The following is a 16,253-nucleotide window of genomic DNA, read 5'->3' as shown; positions in this document are numbered from 1 at the left end:
GACTACTGACCGTACCGCTGGACATGGCCCGCGAACAGGGCGTCGGCATCGATCACCCGGGGCGTGATCGGCCGTGACACCCAGGTCAGGTTCACGAAGTGCCGCGCGTTGATGTTCTCGGTCGTGATCGTGCCGCCCCAGGTCCCGCAGCTGAGGCTCAGCGTGAACGGCAGCCCGTTGCGCGCGCTGCCCGCGCCCTCGTTGAGGTTCTGGTTCACCAGGACCCTGGCGGTGCGGGTGCCCTGCGCGAGCGCGTCGACGGCCTTGTCGGAGGAGGTGTGGATGCCACAGGTGTGGCCGAGGCCCTGGTAGCCGGTGATGTCGTTGACCAGGTCGACGGCGGCGTCGATACCGCCGGTGTACCGGTACAGCGCCAGCACCACCGACAGCTTCTCCCCGCTGAACGGGTGCTCCGGGCCCACCCCGTCCTCCTCGACGACGAGGAACGTGGTGCCGTCGGGGACCTCGAAGCCGGCCAGCCCCGCGATGTGCGCCGCGGGCTTGGCGATCACGGCCATGCAGGGGATCTCGCCGCCGTCGGGCCACATCGCCGCCTGCAGCGCCACCTTCTGCACGGGCGTGCACACGTGGCCGCCCTGGCTCGCCAGCTTGCCCCGCAGCTCGTCGTACACCGTGTCCTGGACGATCACGGAGTTGTCGGCCAGGCAGCTCGTGGCGTGGTCGAACGTCTTGGCCACGACGATGCACGCGGCCGCGTCGGCGATGTCGCCGGTCTCGTCCACGACGTGCACGCAGTTGCCCACGCCCACCCCGAAGGCAGGCGTCCCCGAGCTGTAGGCGGCCTTGACCATCCCCGCCCCGCCGGTGGCGACGATCAGGTCGGCCAGCTGCATCAGCGCCTGGGTCGCGGCGATCTTGGGCTGCGGCAGCACCTGGATGAGGTCGGCGGGGGCGCCGACCTGCTCACAAGCCGCCCGCATCAGGTCGACGACCGCGCGGGTGGTGCCCGCGCTGCGCGGGTGCGCGGCGAACACCACCGCGTTGCGCCCCGCGAGCGCCCACAGCGCCTTGACCGGCGGCGTCGCGTCCGGGCCCGTCGTCGGGATCAGCGCGGCGACCACGCCCACCGGCTTCGCGATCTTGACGAGACCCCGCACCGGGTCCTCCTCGACGACCCCGACGGTCGGGGTGTTGCGCAGGTCGGTGAGCACGCCGAGCACCCGGCGCTCGATCTTGATGACCTTGTCGTCGTAGTTGCCGAACCCGGCCTCGTCGACGGCGAGCCGGGCGAGCTGCTCGGCGCGGTCCTTGCGGGCCACCGAGTAGGCGACGGCTGTGGTGAGTTCGTGCACCTGCTCGGCGGTGTAGTCGTTCACGGCCGCTTGCGCGGCGCGGGCCCGGTCGACCACGGCGGCGACCTCGGTGGCGATGTCGGTAACGGTGGCGGTGTCGGTCATGGTGTCCCATCCCTCGTGATCTTCCAGTCGACGGCGATCGCGCCGTCCTGCGTTGCGAGCGCCGGGTTGAGGTCGAGCTCGGCCACGTCGTCGGCGGCGAGCAGTAGGTTCCCCGCCCCCACCACGACGTCGGCGAGCGCGTCGAGATCCACCGGGGGAGCGCCGCGGGCGCCGGCCAGCAGCGGGAACCCGCGCAGGCCCGCCAGGAGGTCCCTCGCCTCCAGCCGGCCCAAGGGCGCCAGCGCGAACGCGACGTCGGCCAGCACCTCCACCCAGATCCCGCCGAGGCCGACCATGACCACCGGGCCGAACACCGGGTCGCGCATCGCGCCGACCGCGACCTCGACGCCGCTGAGCTGGGGTTGGACCAGCACCGGCCCCATGGCGAGCAGATCAGTGGCGGCGGCGCGCACCTGGTCGGGATCGGCGAGGCCAAGCCGGACACCGCCGAGCTCGGTCCGGTGCGCGGCGGCGGCAACCTTGACCACGACCGGGTACGACGTGGCCGCGTCCACTGCCTCGTCGACGGTTCGGCACAGGGTCGAGGTGGCCGTGCGGACCCCGAAGGCGGCGAGCACCTCGGCGGCGCCCGCCGGGTCCGTCGGCGTCGGTGTGGTCCGGCGCTGCGGAACGGGCGGCGGGGGCGCGGTCCGTTCCCGCGCCATGGCGTAGCGATGGGCGTGCCCGACGGCCCGCGCGGTGCGGGCGGGCCACTCGAAGCAGGGCACCCCCGCCTCCTGGAGCAGGTCGGCGTTCGGCCGGGCATCCCGTGGAGCGACCCAGCAGACGTGCACCGGCACCCCGACGGCGTCGTCGTGCAGCGCGAGCACGACGTCGCGCAGCGCCTCCGCGGTGGGCGTGTCCATCGCGGCGCGCTGCAGCAGCACCGGGATCACCACGTCGACCTCCCCGGAGCGGGCGAGCAGGTCGGTGAGCCCGGGGTAGAGCTCGGCGTAGCGCGACCACACCGGCGTCACGTCCACCGGGTTCACCGCGCTGGCGAACGCCGGCAGCATGTCCCGGATCTTGTCCTGCAGCGGCGCCGACAGCGCGGGCACCGTCAGGCCCTCGTCGGCGAGCAGGTCGGCCAGCTCCACGCCGACCCCCCCGGAGTTGGTGACGATCCCGACCCGGGCGCCTGCGGGCAGCGGCTGGCCGTCCAGTGCCCTGGCGACGTCGAGCAGCTCCTGCCCCGACCGCACCTCGACGATGCCGGCCTGCCGGAACACCCCGTGCCACACCGCCTCCGAGCCGGCCAGCGCCGCGGTGTGCGACGCCGCCGCCCGCGCCCCGGCCTCCGACCGGCCCGTCTTGGCCACGATCACCGGCTTGTCCGGGGTGGTGAGCCGGGCCCGCTCGACGAACGCGCGCCCGTCGACGAGGGACTCCAGCAGGAAGCACAGCGTCTCCGACGCGGGGTCGTCCGCCAGCTCGGTGAGCAGCTCGGCGATCGTCACGTCACATGTGTTGCCGGGTGCGAGGATCTTGGCGAACCGGGCGCGCTCGTCGACGGCCAGCGCGTAGATCGCCATGCCGTATGCACCGGACTGGCTGACCAGGCTGATCCCGCCGCCGCCACGGGGCAGCCCGGCCGCCATCGAGGCGTTGAGCGGCAGGTCGCAGTTCTGGATGCCGAAGCAGTTCGGCCCGATGATCCGAACGGAACCCGCCGCCGCCACCAACTCGGCCTGCAGCGCCACGCCGTCGGCCCCGGTCTCGGCGAACCCGCCCGAGAGCACGACCATCGCGCCGACGCCCTTCGCCGCGGCGTCGGCCGCTACCGCGGGCACCGCGTGGGCCGGCACCGCGACAACCGCCAGGTCGATCTCGCCCTCGACGTCGAGCAGCGAGCCGCCACCGCGCACCGGCACGACCTCGCCGGGGAAGGACTCCAGGTTGCGTGCCAGCAGGTTGCCGAGCGTGCCCGCCCGGTCCGACGCGCCGACGAGCGCCACCCGTCGGGGGGAGAACAGCGCGTTCAGCAGGCGCATGCCGACCCCTGGTCGCCGGGGTGGAAGCGGCGCTTCAGCTCGTCGGGGCCGAACTCGAGCAGTCGCACGCCGATCGGGTCGACGGACCGCACAGCCGCGAGCTCGGCGGTGCTCGGCGGGTGCAGCAGGCCGTGGGTCAGCTCGACACGCAGCTCGAATCCGGTGGCGTCCGCGACGTCCTGCACGGTGACGTCCGGCCAGGTCGCGCGCAGCCGGGCGTGCCCCCTCTTGTCGTAGTCCAAGATACCCAGCTCGGTGATCAGCCACTGCGGGCCGCCGCCGGTGTAGCCGAGCTCGGCGCGGGATCCCGACGGCGTCACGTGGCCGATGTCGGTGAGGAAGTCGAGCTTGGGTACCAGGGTGCGCCCGGACCGGTGCTTCGTCGTCCACAGCGTGAGCGCCCCGATGGTGGCCGAGATGTTGCAGCCACCACCCCCGCCACCCAGCTTGATCTTCGGCTTGGCCCCGTTCTCCGTCATCACCGATCCGATCGCGGTGACGTTGGTGTTGCCGTAGCCGTCGATCTGCCCGCCGGAGAGGAACATCCGGTCCACCGCGCCCCGGCAGGCGGCGTCGAAGAACTCCTCGAACCGCATCCGGTAGACGGCGTCGCGGTGCAGCGCCAGGTCGTTGCTGGTGGGCGGGATGAACGCAGGGTCGGGGTTGACGGCGTAGGTGGCGCCCTCCACCAGCAGGCTGTCGCGGGCGTGGGTGCGCTTGGCCACGTGCATCGCCACCTGCGCGCACGGGCTCGCGAACCCGTGGAAGACCACCTCTCGGTCGCGGATGGTGCGGGCCAGCGCCACCACGAACCACTCGTCGATGGACCAGCTGCCGTCACGATCATGGCATGTCATCGGAACAGCTCCTGCCAGTCCGACGCGGAGATCGACCAGCCGACCAGGCGTTCCGGGTCGACGTCGTGGCGGTAGGCGTCCTCACCCGTGTGCACGTAGCGGTCGAGGTAGGCGGTGAGCTCGCCGCCCCCTGCGCTCGCGGCCGCGATGTAGGCCGCGAGGTGTGGCCGGTCGTAGGCGTATCCGGGATAGCAGGACGAGGGGTGCGCCCCGTAGGGCACCTCCGCCACGGCGGCGACCAGGTGCGCCGGGACGACCACCCCGGCGGCGGCGATCTCGTCGGTGGTCACCATCCGGTCCACCGTTGCGACGACCATCGCGGAGGCCGACGCGAAGCGCTCGTCGAGGACGTAGGGCTGGTCGAGGTGCAGGTTCCCGTGCCGGTCGCCCAGCGGGGCGTGGATCAGCGCGACGTCCGGCGCCAGCGGCGGCACGGCCACCAGCTCCTCGTCGGTGAACGGGCAGCGCACCCGGCCGTACTCGCCGTGCAGCACCCCGATGTCGGTGCCCTTCACCCCGCGGACCGGCAGGAACGGCAGGCCCATCTCGGCGGCGCGCAGCTGGGCCAGGATCGTGACACAGCAGCTCTCCCGCACTTCGATGGTCCCGCCCTCGGCGGCCCGCCGGTACGCGGGCGCGAGCCCCAGGTCCTGCTCGAAGCCCACGTAGCTCTCCTCGCACACCTTCACCGCACCCGCCGCGATCAGCAGGTCGACGTCGACGCTGTGCGCGGACCCGACCAGGTGCAGGTCGCGACGGCCCTGCCGGATCAGCTCGCGCACCATTGCCATCGGCAACCGCGAGCACAGGCCTCCGCCGAGCGCGACCAGCGCCCCGTCGGTGACGAACGAAGCGGCCTCGGCCAGCGAAGCCCGCTTGTGCGGCGTGAGGTGGAAGGTCATTGCGCGGTCATCCCGCCGTCGGCCGTCACGACCGCCCCCGTCATGAAGCTCGCCTCGTCGCTGGCCAGGAACAGGGCGACGTTCGCGATCTCCTCGGGCGTGCCGAGGCGGCCGATCGGGTACTTGACCAGCGTCTTCGCGAGCCCGGCTGCCATGTCCCCGTCGCCGCGGGCGCGCAGCATCGGCTCCATCAGCGGGGTGAAGACGGTGCCGGGGCAGATCACGTTGACGCGCACCCGGCGCGGGGCGAGGTCGACGGCCATCGACCGGGTCAGCGCGATCACCGCGCCCTTCGCCGCGCAATAGGCGGCGAAGTTCGGCACGCCGACCAGCCCCGCGACCGATCCCTGGTTGATGATCGAGGCGGTCTCGCCCTCGGCGGGGTCCATGTGACGCAGCGCCGCGCGGGAGCACAGGAACGTGCCCTTGGCGTTCACCGCGAAGCTGAGGTCCCAGTTGTCCTCCTCGGCGACCGCGACCGACCCGCGGCTGTCCACGCCGGCGTTGTTGTAGAGGACGTCGAGGCGCCCGAACTCCGTCACCGCACGGGTGACGGCCTCCTCCACCTGCGCCGCGTTGGAGACGTCGGCGGCCAGCGCGATCGCCTGCCCGTCCTGCTTCGCGATGAGCGCCGCGGTCTCCGCGGCCGCCTCCTCGCGCAGGTCGAGCACGGCCACCGCCGCGCCCTCGGCGGCGAACCGCAGGGCCGACGCCTGCCCGATGCCGGAGCCCCCGCCCGTCACGAGCGCGACCTTGCCGGCCAGCCGTCCGATACCCGTACCAGTCATCACAGTGCCGTCCATCCGCCGTCGACGATGAGTGCGTGGCCGTTCATGTAGCCGAGCCGCCCGGAGGCCAGGACGCTGATGGCGTCGGCGATGTCGGTGGGCTGGGCCACCCGGCCGAGCGGGATGTTTCCCTCGACCTTCGCGCGCAGCTCCGGGACGTCGAGGCGCCACTGTGTCATGGGGGTCTCGACGAAGCCGGGACAGACCGCGTTGGAGCGGATCCCGGCCTGCGCGTAGTCCACCGCGAGGGACTTCGCGAACATCAGCGCCGCGCCCTTCGACGCGGTGTACGCGCAGCGGCCGGGGAACACGATCATGCCCGCCACCGACGCCACCGTGATCACGTGTCCCGACCCCTGCGCGAGCATCACCGGCAGCGCCGCCCGGGAGCACAGGAACGGGCCGCGGGAGTTGATCGCGTGCACCCGGTCCCAGTCCGCCACGGGCGTCTCGTGACAGATCGTCGCTGCTGGCCCGCCGTTGATGCCGGCGTTGTTGACCAGCACGTCGATCCGTCCGAAGGCCGCGACGATCTCGGCGAAGGTGCGCTCGACGGCGTCGGCGTCGGAGACGTCGGCCTCGTAGCCGGTGCCGTCCGCCCCGGCCGCGGCCTTGGCGGCGTCGACGTCGAGGTCCAGCACGGCGAGGGTGAACCCGTCGGCCGCCAGCCGGGAGCAGGTCGCGAGACCGATCCCGGACCCGCCCCCTGTCACGACCGCTATCCGCTCGTGGGCATTCATACAGGTACCGCCAGCTCCTGTTGGGCCGCCTGCGCGGCGACGATCAGTGGGTCGTAGACCGGTGAGTAGGGGGGTGCGTATGACAGGTCGAAGGCGACGAGGTCGTCCACCGACAGCTCGGCGTGCAGCGCCGCGGCCACCACGTCGACGCGCTTGGCGGCGCCCTCCCGGCCCACGAGCTGGGCGCCGAGCAGGCGGCCGCCCGCCTCGTGCACCAGCCGGACGTGCAGCGGCTGCATCCCCGGGTAGTACTTCGCGCGGCTGCGGCTCACCACGTCGGTTGCGGTCGCGGCCAGCCCGGCGGCCTGCGCCTCGGCCAGCGTCAGGCCGGTGCGGGCCACCTCGAGCTCGAAGACCTTCACCACCGCCGTCCCGACGACGCCGGCGAACGTGGCGTCGCCGCCCGCCGCGACCGTCCCGGCGACGCGCCCGGTCTTGTTCGCCGCGGGCCCCAGCGGCACGAACGCGGGCCCGCCGAGCACCCGGTGGTACGGGGCCACGCAGTCACCGGCCGCCCAGACACCGGGCAGGCTCGTGGCCATCCGGTCGTCTACCAGCAGGGCCCGGCCCGGCCCGGTGAGCGCACCGGCGTCTCCCGCGACCGTCGACGCGGGCCGCACCCCGGCGCACACCACGACGACGTCGAATCCCGGCTCTGCCAGCAGTTCCGCGACGTCGACGCCCAGCCGCAGCTCGACGTGCTCGCGGGTGTGCTTCTCGACGATCGCGGCGACCGGCTCGTCCAGGTTGGGCAGCACGCGGTCGAGCCGCTCGGCGACGGTCACGCGGCAGCCCCTGGCATGCAGCGCCTCGGCCAGCTCCAGCCCGATGTAGCCGGCGCCGACGACGAGCGCGGTGCCCACCGCGCCTGCGTCCAGAAGCGTGCGCAGGGCGATCGCGTCCTCCATGGTCCGGACGGTGAAGGTGGGCCGGTCACCGAGCCCCGGCAGCGGCGGGACGCCGGGCACCCCGCCTGCGGCCACCACCAGCGCGGAGTAGCCGATCTCCCGGTCCTGCCCCTCGTGGTGGTACCGCACGACGCGCTGCTCGACGTCGAGCGCGAGGGCCTGCGCGTGCAACCGCAGGTCGAGGCGGCGGCGCTCGCGGAAGTACTCCGGCGGGTAGGACAGCAGGTCCTGCGGCCGATTCACCAGGCCCGACAGGTAGTACGGCAGCCCGCACATCCCGTACGCCGCCCAGCCGGTGGCCTCCAGAACGACGATCTCGAGGCCGCGATCGACACGGCGCGCAGCGGACGCCGCCGACATTCCCGCGGCGCCGCCGCCGAGCACCACGAGCCTGCTGGTCACGAGCGGAAAGCTACGGTTCGAGGGTGTGCGGGGACACGTCCGTTGCTGACAAAGTCGGGGTCGGCGTTGGTCCTCGGAGGACGAGGCCGTCAACCGCCACGCACCGTAGATTTTCGACGATGTGGGACTCTCCCGATTTCCTGCGGTTGCCGGTCCGGGCCGCGAAGCCACGCTCGACCGGCGTCACGCACGTCCTGGACAAGGGTGCGCCGCCGGTCGTGATCGAGGGCCTGCTGGCCTCGGCCGCAGACCACATCGACGTGGTGAAGATCGGGTGGGGGATCGGCTACGTCGACCGGGCCTTCAAGCTGCGGTTGGCCGCCTACCAGAGCGCGGACATCCAGGTCTGCCTCGGCGGCACCATGCTCGAGATCGCGGTGGCCCAGGGTGAGCTCCCGGCGCTCGTCCGGTGGGCGGCCGCCCACGGCATCGACGCGCTGGAGGTCTCCAACGGGCTGGGCTGGATGGCGCCGGGCGTGCAGCGGGCGCTGGTGGCCGAGCTGGCCGCGGACTTCACCGTGCTGGCCGAGGCGGGCGTCAAGGACGCCGCAGTCCCGGTGGCCGCCGCCGAGTGGGCGGAGGAGATGAACGCCGACCTCGCCGCGGGCGCCAGGTGGGTCGTCGCCGAGGGGCGGGAGTCCGGCACCGTCGGCATCTACGAACCCGACGGCTCGGTCCGCTCCGCGTTCGTCGAGGACCTCGTCGGGTCGGTCGACCTCGCCCGGGTGATCTTCGAGACCCCGTCGAAGACGCAGCAGTCCTGGTTCATCCGCCGCTTCGGGCCGGACGTCAACCTGGGCAACATCGCCGTGGACGACGTGCTGCCCCTGGAGACGCTGCGCCTCGGGCTCCGCGCCGACACGGCAATTCGACCATCAGCGGTGCGACCATGACGTCCGTGGACCCGATCCCCGAAGCAGGCCCCAACACCCGCGCGCACCCCTACCGCGGGCTGTCGGTGCAGGAGGTCGACGTCCCGCTGACCGAGCGGGCGATCCTGGCTCACCTCGACGGCCGGGAGGTCTACCGCCGCACCGACTACCTCGCCCTGCGCAGCGGCGGAGCCACGGCGCTCGTCGAGGTGCGCAAGGCGAGCCTGGAGCCGCTGTTCTCCCCGGTGGTGGCCGCCCGGCTGATCTCCGGCCCGGACGCGACGGCGTGGGTCGAGGACCCCGGCGTCGACGTCGGCAACGCCACCGCGCTCGCCGGGGCCGCGGTGCCGGGCATGCCCACCACGGTGGTGCTCGGCCGCTTCGAGCACGTCAACTTCATCCACCGCCCGCAGCCGATCCGGGTCCGGGTCACCGAGGTCGTCCCGCCCGAGCCCGCGAAGCTGCTCGCGCAGGCCCGCCAGGCCGTCGAGTTCGACGAGGACCTGCCGCCGATCGAACTGGTGCTCGACGCCGTCCGTGTCGAGGAGGTTGCCGCGGCCAACCCGTCCGCGGACTACCTGCTGCCCTGCCGGGGGTCGGGCGCCGACCTCGGCGGCGGCTCGTCGGTGGCCTACCTGGACACTCGCCCCGCCGAGCGCGCCGACTGGCTGCTGATCGGCTGCGAGCGCTCGCTGCAGTTCCACCGCCACTTCTACGGCGACGAGCCACCGCGCGTCGACCTGTGCCCGCGCAAGCGTTCCGCACCCGACGACGGGCTCACGCTCACGAAGTGCTGCCTGATCGAACGGGGCCTGGAGGTCGACGACCGCACCGCGGTGGTGCCGTGGGGTGCCAACCTCGACGAGGTGCGCGAGGGCCTGCGAAAGTTGCTCCTGTGAGCGAGCTGGCGAGCTCACCATTCAACACAGTGGTCCCACGAACGTGGCCGACGAGCGCCAGCGAGGAGGACTCGTGAGTTCACACCTGGCCGACTCGACCGTGTACGGCCACCTGTGGACCACCCCCGAGCTGCACGCACTGTTCGACGACACCGGCCGCACCCGCTCGTGGCTCGCGATCCTGGTGGCGCTGGCCCACGCGCAGGCCGACCTCGGGCTCGTGCCGGCCGACGCCGCGCGCGAGATCGAGGCGCACGCGCTGGTGGAGCAGCTCGACCTCGACGAGGTGGGCGCGCAGACCAGGGCCACCGGGCACTCCACGCTCGGCCTGATCCGCTGCCTGCGCGAGATCCTCCCGGAGTCCGCCCGCGAGTGGGTGTACTTCGGGGCCACCGTCCAGGACGTGAGCGACACCTGGTTCGGGCTGACCATGCGCGCGGTCGCCGACGTCGTCGGGCGGGACCTGGCCAGGTGCGAGGCGGCCGCGGTGGACCTGGCCCGGCGGCACCGCGACACCGTGATGTGCGGGCGCACCCACGGCCAGCCCGGGCTGCCCATCACGTTCGGGTTCAAGGCCGCCGTCTGGGCCTCCGAGCTGGCCCGGCACCGGGAGCGCCTGGCCCAGGCGCGGCCCCGGTGCGAGGTGGCGCAGCTCGGCGGGGCGCTGGGCACGATGGACTTCTGGGGCGATCCGGCGCTGGCGCTGCTCGACGGGTTCGCAGCCCGGCTGGGGCTCGCCGCGCCAGACGTGCCGTGGCTCACCGCCCGCGACCGCGTGGCGGAGTTCCTTGGCCTGCTCGCCATGGTCACCGGCACGCTGGCCAAGATCGGCAACGAGATCTTCGAGCTGCAACGCCCGGAGATCGGCGAGGTGGCCGAGCCGTTCACCGAGGGCACCGTCGGCTCGATCACGATGCCGCACAAGCGCAACCCGGAGATCTCCGAGCACCTCGACACGCTGGCCCGGATCGTCCGGGCCGACGCCGGCGTCGCCGTCGAGGGCATGGTCGCCCTGCACGAGCGCGACGGGCGCGGCTGGAAGGCGGAGTGGCTGGTGCTGCCCGAGGCGTGCCAGCTCACCGGGGCGGCGCTCGCGTTCACCGCCCGGCTGCTGGAGGGGTTGCAGGTCGACGCCGAGCGGATGCGCGCCAACCTCGACACCCACCGCGGCTACCTGCTCTCGGAGCCGCTGATGGTCGCGCTCGCGCAGCGCGTCGGCAAGCACACGGCGCACGAGGTGGTCTACGCCGCGGCGATGGCCGTCCGCACCGGCGGCGGCGACCTCGGTGAGCGGCTGCTCGCCGAAGGGCTGCTGGACGAGACGGAGGTCGCCGCGGCGTCCGACCCGGCGCGCGCCCTCGGCGCCGCCACCGCGTTCGTCGACCGCGTGGTCGGCAAGCAGTGACAGGGCCGGCAGTGACAGGGCCGGCAGGGACCGGGCCCGCGGCGACCGGACTGCTCGCCCAGCCCCGGATCCGGCTGGGCACCTTCCCCACGCCGCTGCAGCCCGCTCCCCGGCTGTCGGCCGAGATCGGAGTGGAGGTCTGGCTCAAGCGCGACGACCTCACCGGCCTCGGGCTGGGTGGCAACAAGGTCCGCGGGCTGGAGTTCCTGCTCGCCGACGCGGAGCTGACGGGTTGCGACCACCTCGTGACCGGCGGCGGGCCGGGCTCGAACTGGGCGATGCTCGCCGCGCTGGCCGCCCGCACCCGCGGCCTGGACACCGTGCTGGTCTGCTACGGCGACCCGGTGCCGCCCGTGGGGAACATGGTGCTGGCCGAGATGGCGGGCGCGCAGATCCGGTTCACCGGCGACCATGACCGCGCGTCGGTCGACCGGGGCGTCGACGAGGTCGCCGCCGAGCTCCGCGCGCAGGGGGCCACGCCGTACCCGCTCGGGCGGGGCGGCGCGACGGCCGTCGGGGCGCTGGGCTACGTCGCGGCCGCGCAGGAGCTCGCCGTTCAGCTCGCCGGCTTCGGGCTGGCGCCCGCCCAGCTGTGGCTGGCCACCGGATCCTGCGGCACCCAGGCCGGGCTGTGGGCGGGCGCAGAATGGCAGGCGCTGGACGCCGAGGTGGTCGGCGTCACCGTCAGCAGGTCGGTGGACGAGTGCGTGCCCCGCATCGCCGCGCTCGCCCGCGAGACGGCGGAGCGGATCGGCGTCCCGCCGCCGGCCGGTACTCCGTCCGTGCTCGGGGGCCACATCGGACCGGGCTACGGCTACCGCTCCCGCGAGGGCGACGCCGCGGCGCAGCTGGTGGCCCGCACCGAGGGCGTGTTCCTGGATCCGGTGTTCGCGGCCAAGGCGATGGCCGGGCTGCTGTCCGCCGCCGGCCGCGGGGAGGTGGCGGGCCCGGTGGTGTTCCTGGTGACCGGTGGCGCCCCCACCCTGTTCACCGCGGTCTAGCTTGAACGCGGAGGCGGCCGGCCCCGTCGCGCCCTCGCGCGCCGACTGTGCCCTCGCGCGCTGAGTGACTTCCCGCGCGCCGACTGTGCCCTTGCGCGCTGAGTGACTTCCCGCGCGCCCCCGGGAGCGCGCGAGGCGCCAGACAGCGCGCGAGTCACCATCCCGCGTGCGAGACCCGGCGTGGCGAGCGAGGGTGCCGGGGGCGCGCGGATGCCGGTGGCCGCCGTGGTTTGCGCGCTCGCTGTGCCCTCGCGCGCTCCCGGGGCGCGCGAGGGCCCATCCGGCGCGCGAGGCCCTACCCGGCGCGCGAAGTCGCATCCGGCGCGTGGCCGCCGTCAGAGGCGCTTCTCCGCCCAGTAGACCGCGATGTGGTTGGTGTTGTACCTCGGGATCTCCATGTAGCCGGTCGCCTCGAACAACAAGCGGCTGTGCTTCTGCTCCGGGCCCGCATCCAGCCGCACCCGCTCGTAGCCCAGCGCCCGGCCCGCGTCCTCCAGCGACGCCAGCAACGCGCGACCGACCCCGCGCGAGCGCGCGTCGGGCACCACGTACATCCGCTTGATCTCGCAGAGCCCCCCGTCCAGGCGGCGCAGGCCGCCGATCGCGATGGCGCGCTCTCCGTCGTACCCGAAGAGGAACGCGCCGTCGGGGGGCACCATCTCGTCGGGGCTCGTCACCGAGCCGGGGCGCACGACCCGGCCCGGGTACTGCGTGTCGAGCAGGTCGTTGAGCTCGGACATCAGCTCGCGGCCGGGCGACTCGTCGGACCGGCCGGGACGGAACTGGACAGCCATGGCGTCATCGTGGCGCATCGCCCCGGCACGTGACGAGACCGGAGCGGACTCCGGCCGATTCCGTCGGCACCGCGCCCCCCGCGGCGAAGGCTTTGTGCAGGCGCAACGCGAGCTCGATCTCGAAGGCCGAGTCGTGGTCGTCGAGCCGGTCGCCGAGGGTCTCCCGGATGACGCGCATCCGGTACTTCATCGACGACGGGCTCAGGTGCAGCAGCTGGGCGGCCTCGGTCGGGCTACCGCCGCAGACGAGGTAGGCGTGCAGGGTGTCGACCATCTCGCCGCCGAACCGGGGATTGTCCATCAGGTTCCCGAGCACCCGGCGGATGAAGTGGCCCAGCCGGGGCCCCCATCCGGATCCGAGCGCGCCGGCCACGACGCCCAGCTCGTCGACGAGTGCGACGTCGTCGAGGCACAGCCCGGGAGCCGGCGCCGCCTGCAGGTCGGCGAGCCACCGGGTCGTCCGGTAGGAGTCGCGCAGGCCGGCACCGCGGACTTCCGGCATCCCGACCACCACCCGGCAGCGCAGCGGGGCCAGTCCGTCGAGCACCCGCCGCCAGGCCATCGCGTGCACCCGCGGGCCGGCCTCCGGCGACTCGGGATACAGGCACACGGCGCGGTCCCCGACGTGGGCCGAGCGGCCGGCGGCGAGCAGCGGTTCCCCGCTGATCCGGTGCTCCAGGCAGGTGACGAGCTCGCCTCCGGCGTCCCCGCTCACCGGGGTGACGATCGCCGTCCGGTACCGCACCTGATCGCGGACCGCGTCGGGCCGCAGTGGAGGATCCTCGTCGGACAGGCAGGCGAACAGCGCGGCCTGCAGCTCCGCCGCCGCCGCCCGCCGGATCGCGTCGCGACCCAGCAGCGCCAGCGCGAGCAGGTCGTGGACGATCCGCCACACCGGCGCGTCGAGCCCGTCGCCGGGAACGGGCCGGTGGAAGACGAGCACGCCGAGCCGGTGGGTCCCCGCGGAGATCACGAGCTCGCGATCGGCGTGCGGGCCGTTGGCCGTCCAGCGCCAGTTCCGGGACGCCACGTCGGTGACCCCACCTGCCGGGCCCGGGACCCTCGGCTCCCCGGCCGCGAGCACGCCGCGGTCGGGTCCGAGCAGCACGGTCGGGCAGCCGGCGACGGTGGCCACCACCGCGACGGCCCCGGCGAGGTCGTCGCTGCCGACCGAGCGGGCCAGCTCGCTGCACACCGAGGCCAGGTCGACGGCCCCGGTCTCGGGGGCGCCGGCCGACGCGTGGAGCACCGGGCGGGGTCGGGTGGTCGTCTCGCTGTCGGCCCCCGCGCCCAGCACGACCCTGACGACGAGCTGCACCTCTTCGGCCGGGTGCATCGCAGGTACCAGCGGCTCGCGGATCTCGAACCTGCTGACGGGCAGCGTGGGAAGGCTCATGGGCAGACGGTAGGTCCGCAGGAGCGGGCGGGGACCGTCCGATTTTGGTACGGCATCGGGCCGGCGACGGCCTCAGAGCACCACCCGCTCCGGGTCGATGCCGTAGTGGCGGATCTTGCGATACAGGCTGGACCGGGACATCCCGAGGACGAGCGCGGCCCGGGTCTTGTTCGCGTCCGCGTCTCGCAGGGCATGGATGATCGCGTCCCGTTCGAGGAGCTCGAGACTGCCGAGGTTGCGGCGCGGCATCGCGGAGCCCAGGTCGGCCAGGTCCATCGGCGTGATGTCATGGGTCCGGCCCTCGCCGAGCAGGCGGATCAGCAGGGCGTCCAGCTCGCGGACGTTGCCCGGCCACGGATGCCGCATGAGCAGCCGCAACGCGTTCGGGGTCAGCCGGGGACGGAGCGGGCCGGGCGCGTGTCGCCGGATCAGGGCATCCGCGATCCCGGCGATGTCCTCGGGTCGCCCGCGCAGCGGAGGCAGCGTGACCACCTGGGTGCGCAGCCGGTCCTCCAGCGCCCGGTGCACGGGCCGGTCGCCCGGGATCGCCGTGGAGATGACCAGCGGGGGGTCCTCGGCGAGGTCGAGCAGGTCGCACAGGGCCGCCGAGGCGGGTTCACCGAGCCGGTCGATGTGGGCGAGCACGATCGTGCTCGGTCCCGGGCCGACGGCCGCGAGGGCGCGGCGCAACCAGTCTCCGGTGCCGAGGACGCCTTCCATGGTGCCCGGCAGCACGGTGCACGTGGACTCGGGTCGCATGCTGTGGTGGAGATGGCGGGCCAGCGCCATCTTGCCGGTACCCGGTTCGCCCTCGATCCGAATGGGGGTCCGCGGGTCGAGCCGGGCACAGCGCTGCGCCACCCGGCGCCAGGCGTCGCTGGTACCGGCCAGTCCGGCCGCGGCCAGCCCGGCGCAGCTCGCTGTCGTGTTCCGGCCCGGCTGGCCCGACCGCCGCCGGGTGGTCGCGCCCGCGTCGATCTCGATGAGCAGCCCGGCGACCTTGAGCCCGGCCAGGACAGGGCGGCAGCGGGCCACCGCGGTCCGCCCCTTCGAGAACGACATCTCCCGCACGACCTCACCGGAGGACAGCGAGGTCATGTCGCCCTGTTCCAGCAGGACGGCCTGGTCGACGCCGTCCAGCCAGGGCGCCGCGGACGCGTTGGCCATCATGAACTGGTCGGTCAGCGCGATCAGGGGGCGGGTGGTCTCGCGGTTGCGGGCGAGGAAGGCCCGAAGGACCGACCGTTCGGAGTCCGAGACCCGCTCGAAGAGCTCGCGCTCGATCTGCGCGCCGAGGTCGATCACCGTGGGCAGCAGCAGCGAGTTCGCGTCGGTGGTCGGGCAGGCCAGGTCCAGCACGCCCTCCAGCCGTCCGCTGAGCGGGTGCCGGATCGGCACGCCGACGCAGGTGAGCTGGTGCAGCGCGGCGACGTAGTGCTCGGACCCGGCGACCTCGACGGGTTGCATCTCCTCCAGCACGGTACCGATCCCGTTGGTGCCGGCCACCTCCTCGTCCAGCACGAAACCCCGATCGATCGACGAGGCGGTGAGGTGGCGCTCGAGGCTGGGATCGCCGACCCACCGGCCGACGATCCGCGCCCGCCGGTCCGCGAGGACGATGCAGACGTTCGTTCCCGGCAGGCTCATCGCGAACCGGTTGAGCACAGGCTCGGCGGCCGACACCAGCCGGGACTTGGCGTCGGTCGGCAGCCAGGGGAAGTCGGCGTCGTCGGGGGCCACCCGCGAGAGCTGGCTGCGCCGCCAGGACGCGGCGATGTTCGGACGGACGTCGCTCGGCTCCCGGCCCGACTCCAGGAAGCCCTCCCAGGCCTGCCGGACAGAGGCGCTGCGCTCATCGCTCATGGCCATCTCATCACCTC

General features: G+C 73.5%; 14 protein-coding genes. 4 read left to right on the top strand and 10 right to left on the bottom strand.

Going from position 1 to position 16,253, the window contains the following annotated elements; genetic code table 11:
* Window positions 1–2: 2 nt before the first annotated feature.
* From Q1K26_RS01065 to Q1K26_RS01035, 7 genes are read right to left on the bottom strand one after another with little or no spacing between them, the layout of a single operon-like run.
* A complete protein-coding gene (locus Q1K26_RS01065; protein WP_300007103.1) occupies window positions 3–1,418 on the bottom strand; it encodes an aldehyde dehydrogenase family protein in 1,416 nt (471 codons plus the stop codon).
* On the bottom strand, window positions 1,415–3,409 hold the full coding sequence (locus tag Q1K26_RS01060; RefSeq protein ID WP_300007101.1) for an acetate--CoA ligase family protein: 1,995 nt from the start codon (window positions 3,407–3,409) through the stop codon (window positions 1,415–1,417). Before Q1K26_RS01060 ends, Q1K26_RS01065 begins: the two co-directional genes overlap by 4 nt.
* The gene (locus Q1K26_RS01055; RefSeq protein WP_300007100.1) at window positions 3,397–4,266 is read right to left on the bottom strand and encodes a CoA-transferase; all 870 of its coding nucleotides are present in this window, start codon (window positions 4,264–4,266) and stop codon (window positions 3,397–3,399) included. The genes Q1K26_RS01060 and Q1K26_RS01055 overlap by 13 nt, the downstream gene beginning before the upstream one ends.
* Entirely contained in the window at window positions 4,263–5,168 is a 906-nt protein-coding gene (locus tag Q1K26_RS01050; protein WP_300007098.1) for a CoA-transferase, read from the bottom strand. The genes Q1K26_RS01055 and Q1K26_RS01050 overlap by 4 nt, the downstream gene beginning before the upstream one ends.
* Window positions 5,165–5,971: an SDR family NAD(P)-dependent oxidoreductase gene (locus Q1K26_RS01045; RefSeq protein ID WP_300007096.1), complete on the bottom strand. Its 807-nt coding sequence runs from the start codon at window positions 5,969–5,971 to the stop codon at window positions 5,165–5,167. The genes Q1K26_RS01050 and Q1K26_RS01045 overlap by 4 nt, the downstream gene beginning before the upstream one ends.
* Window positions 5,956–6,669, bottom strand: coding sequence for an SDR family oxidoreductase (locus Q1K26_RS01040; RefSeq protein ID WP_300007095.1), 714 nt, complete (start codon window positions 6,667–6,669; stop codon window positions 5,956–5,958). The genes Q1K26_RS01045 and Q1K26_RS01040 overlap by 16 nt, the downstream gene beginning before the upstream one ends.
* A 23-nt stretch (window positions 6,670–6,692) precedes the next feature.
* Window positions 6,693–8,006 (bottom strand): FAD-dependent oxidoreductase, encoded by a 1,314-nt coding sequence (locus Q1K26_RS01035; protein ID WP_300007093.1) that lies wholly within the window; start codon window positions 8,004–8,006, stop codon window positions 6,693–6,695.
* 119 nt (window positions 8,007–8,125) lie between these two features.
* On the opposite strand from Q1K26_RS01035, the gene Q1K26_RS01030 reads away from it, so the two are divergent.
* The 4 genes from Q1K26_RS01030 to Q1K26_RS01015 all read left to right on the top strand — a co-directional run bounded on the left by Q1K26_RS01030 (window position 8,126) and on the right by Q1K26_RS01015 (window position 12,183).
* Entirely contained in the window at window positions 8,126–8,899 is a 774-nt protein-coding gene (locus tag Q1K26_RS01030; RefSeq protein WP_300007092.1) for a phosphosulfolactate synthase, read from the top strand.
* On the top strand, window positions 8,896–9,777 hold the full coding sequence (locus tag Q1K26_RS01025; protein WP_300007091.1) for a hypothetical protein: 882 nt from the start codon (window positions 8,896–8,898) through the stop codon (window positions 9,775–9,777). The genes Q1K26_RS01030 and Q1K26_RS01025 overlap by 4 nt, the downstream gene beginning before the upstream one ends.
* Before the next feature lie 73 nt (window positions 9,778–9,850).
* Window positions 9,851–11,182, top strand: a complete 1,332-nt coding sequence (locus Q1K26_RS01020) for an adenylosuccinate lyase family protein (RefSeq protein WP_300007089.1) — start codon at window positions 9,851–9,853, stop codon at window positions 11,180–11,182.
* Between the two features lie 11 nt (window positions 11,183–11,193).
* A complete protein-coding gene (locus Q1K26_RS01015) occupies window positions 11,194–12,183 on the top strand; it encodes a pyridoxal-phosphate dependent enzyme (RefSeq protein WP_300007087.1) in 990 nt (329 codons plus the stop codon).
* Window positions 12,184–12,518: 335 nt separating this feature from the next.
* On the opposite strand, the gene Q1K26_RS01010 is transcribed toward Q1K26_RS01015, so the two are convergent.
* From Q1K26_RS01010 to Q1K26_RS01000, 3 genes are all read right to left on the bottom strand, one after another.
* Window positions 12,519–12,977: a GNAT family N-acetyltransferase gene (locus tag Q1K26_RS01010; RefSeq protein WP_300007085.1), complete on the bottom strand. Its 459-nt coding sequence runs from the start codon at window positions 12,975–12,977 to the stop codon at window positions 12,519–12,521.
* A gap of 4 nt (window positions 12,978–12,981) precedes the next feature.
* Window positions 12,982–14,373, bottom strand: coding sequence for a helix-turn-helix domain-containing protein (locus Q1K26_RS01005; RefSeq protein ID WP_300007083.1), 1,392 nt, complete (start codon window positions 14,371–14,373; stop codon window positions 12,982–12,984).
* Window positions 14,374–14,445: 72 nt separating this feature from the next.
* Entirely contained in the window at window positions 14,446–16,242 is a 1,797-nt protein-coding gene (locus tag Q1K26_RS01000) for a helix-turn-helix domain-containing protein (protein WP_300007082.1), read from the bottom strand.
* Window positions 16,243–16,253: the final 11 nt, after the last annotated feature.

The sequence above is a fragment of the Pseudonocardia sp. genome (assembly GCF_029263155.1).
In the GTDB taxonomy this organism is placed as follows: Bacteria; Actinomycetota; Actinomycetes; order Mycobacteriales; family Pseudonocardiaceae; genus Pseudonocardia.
Note: the sequence above shows the minus strand (reverse complement) of the source record. Positions and strands in the feature narration are given on the sequence as shown.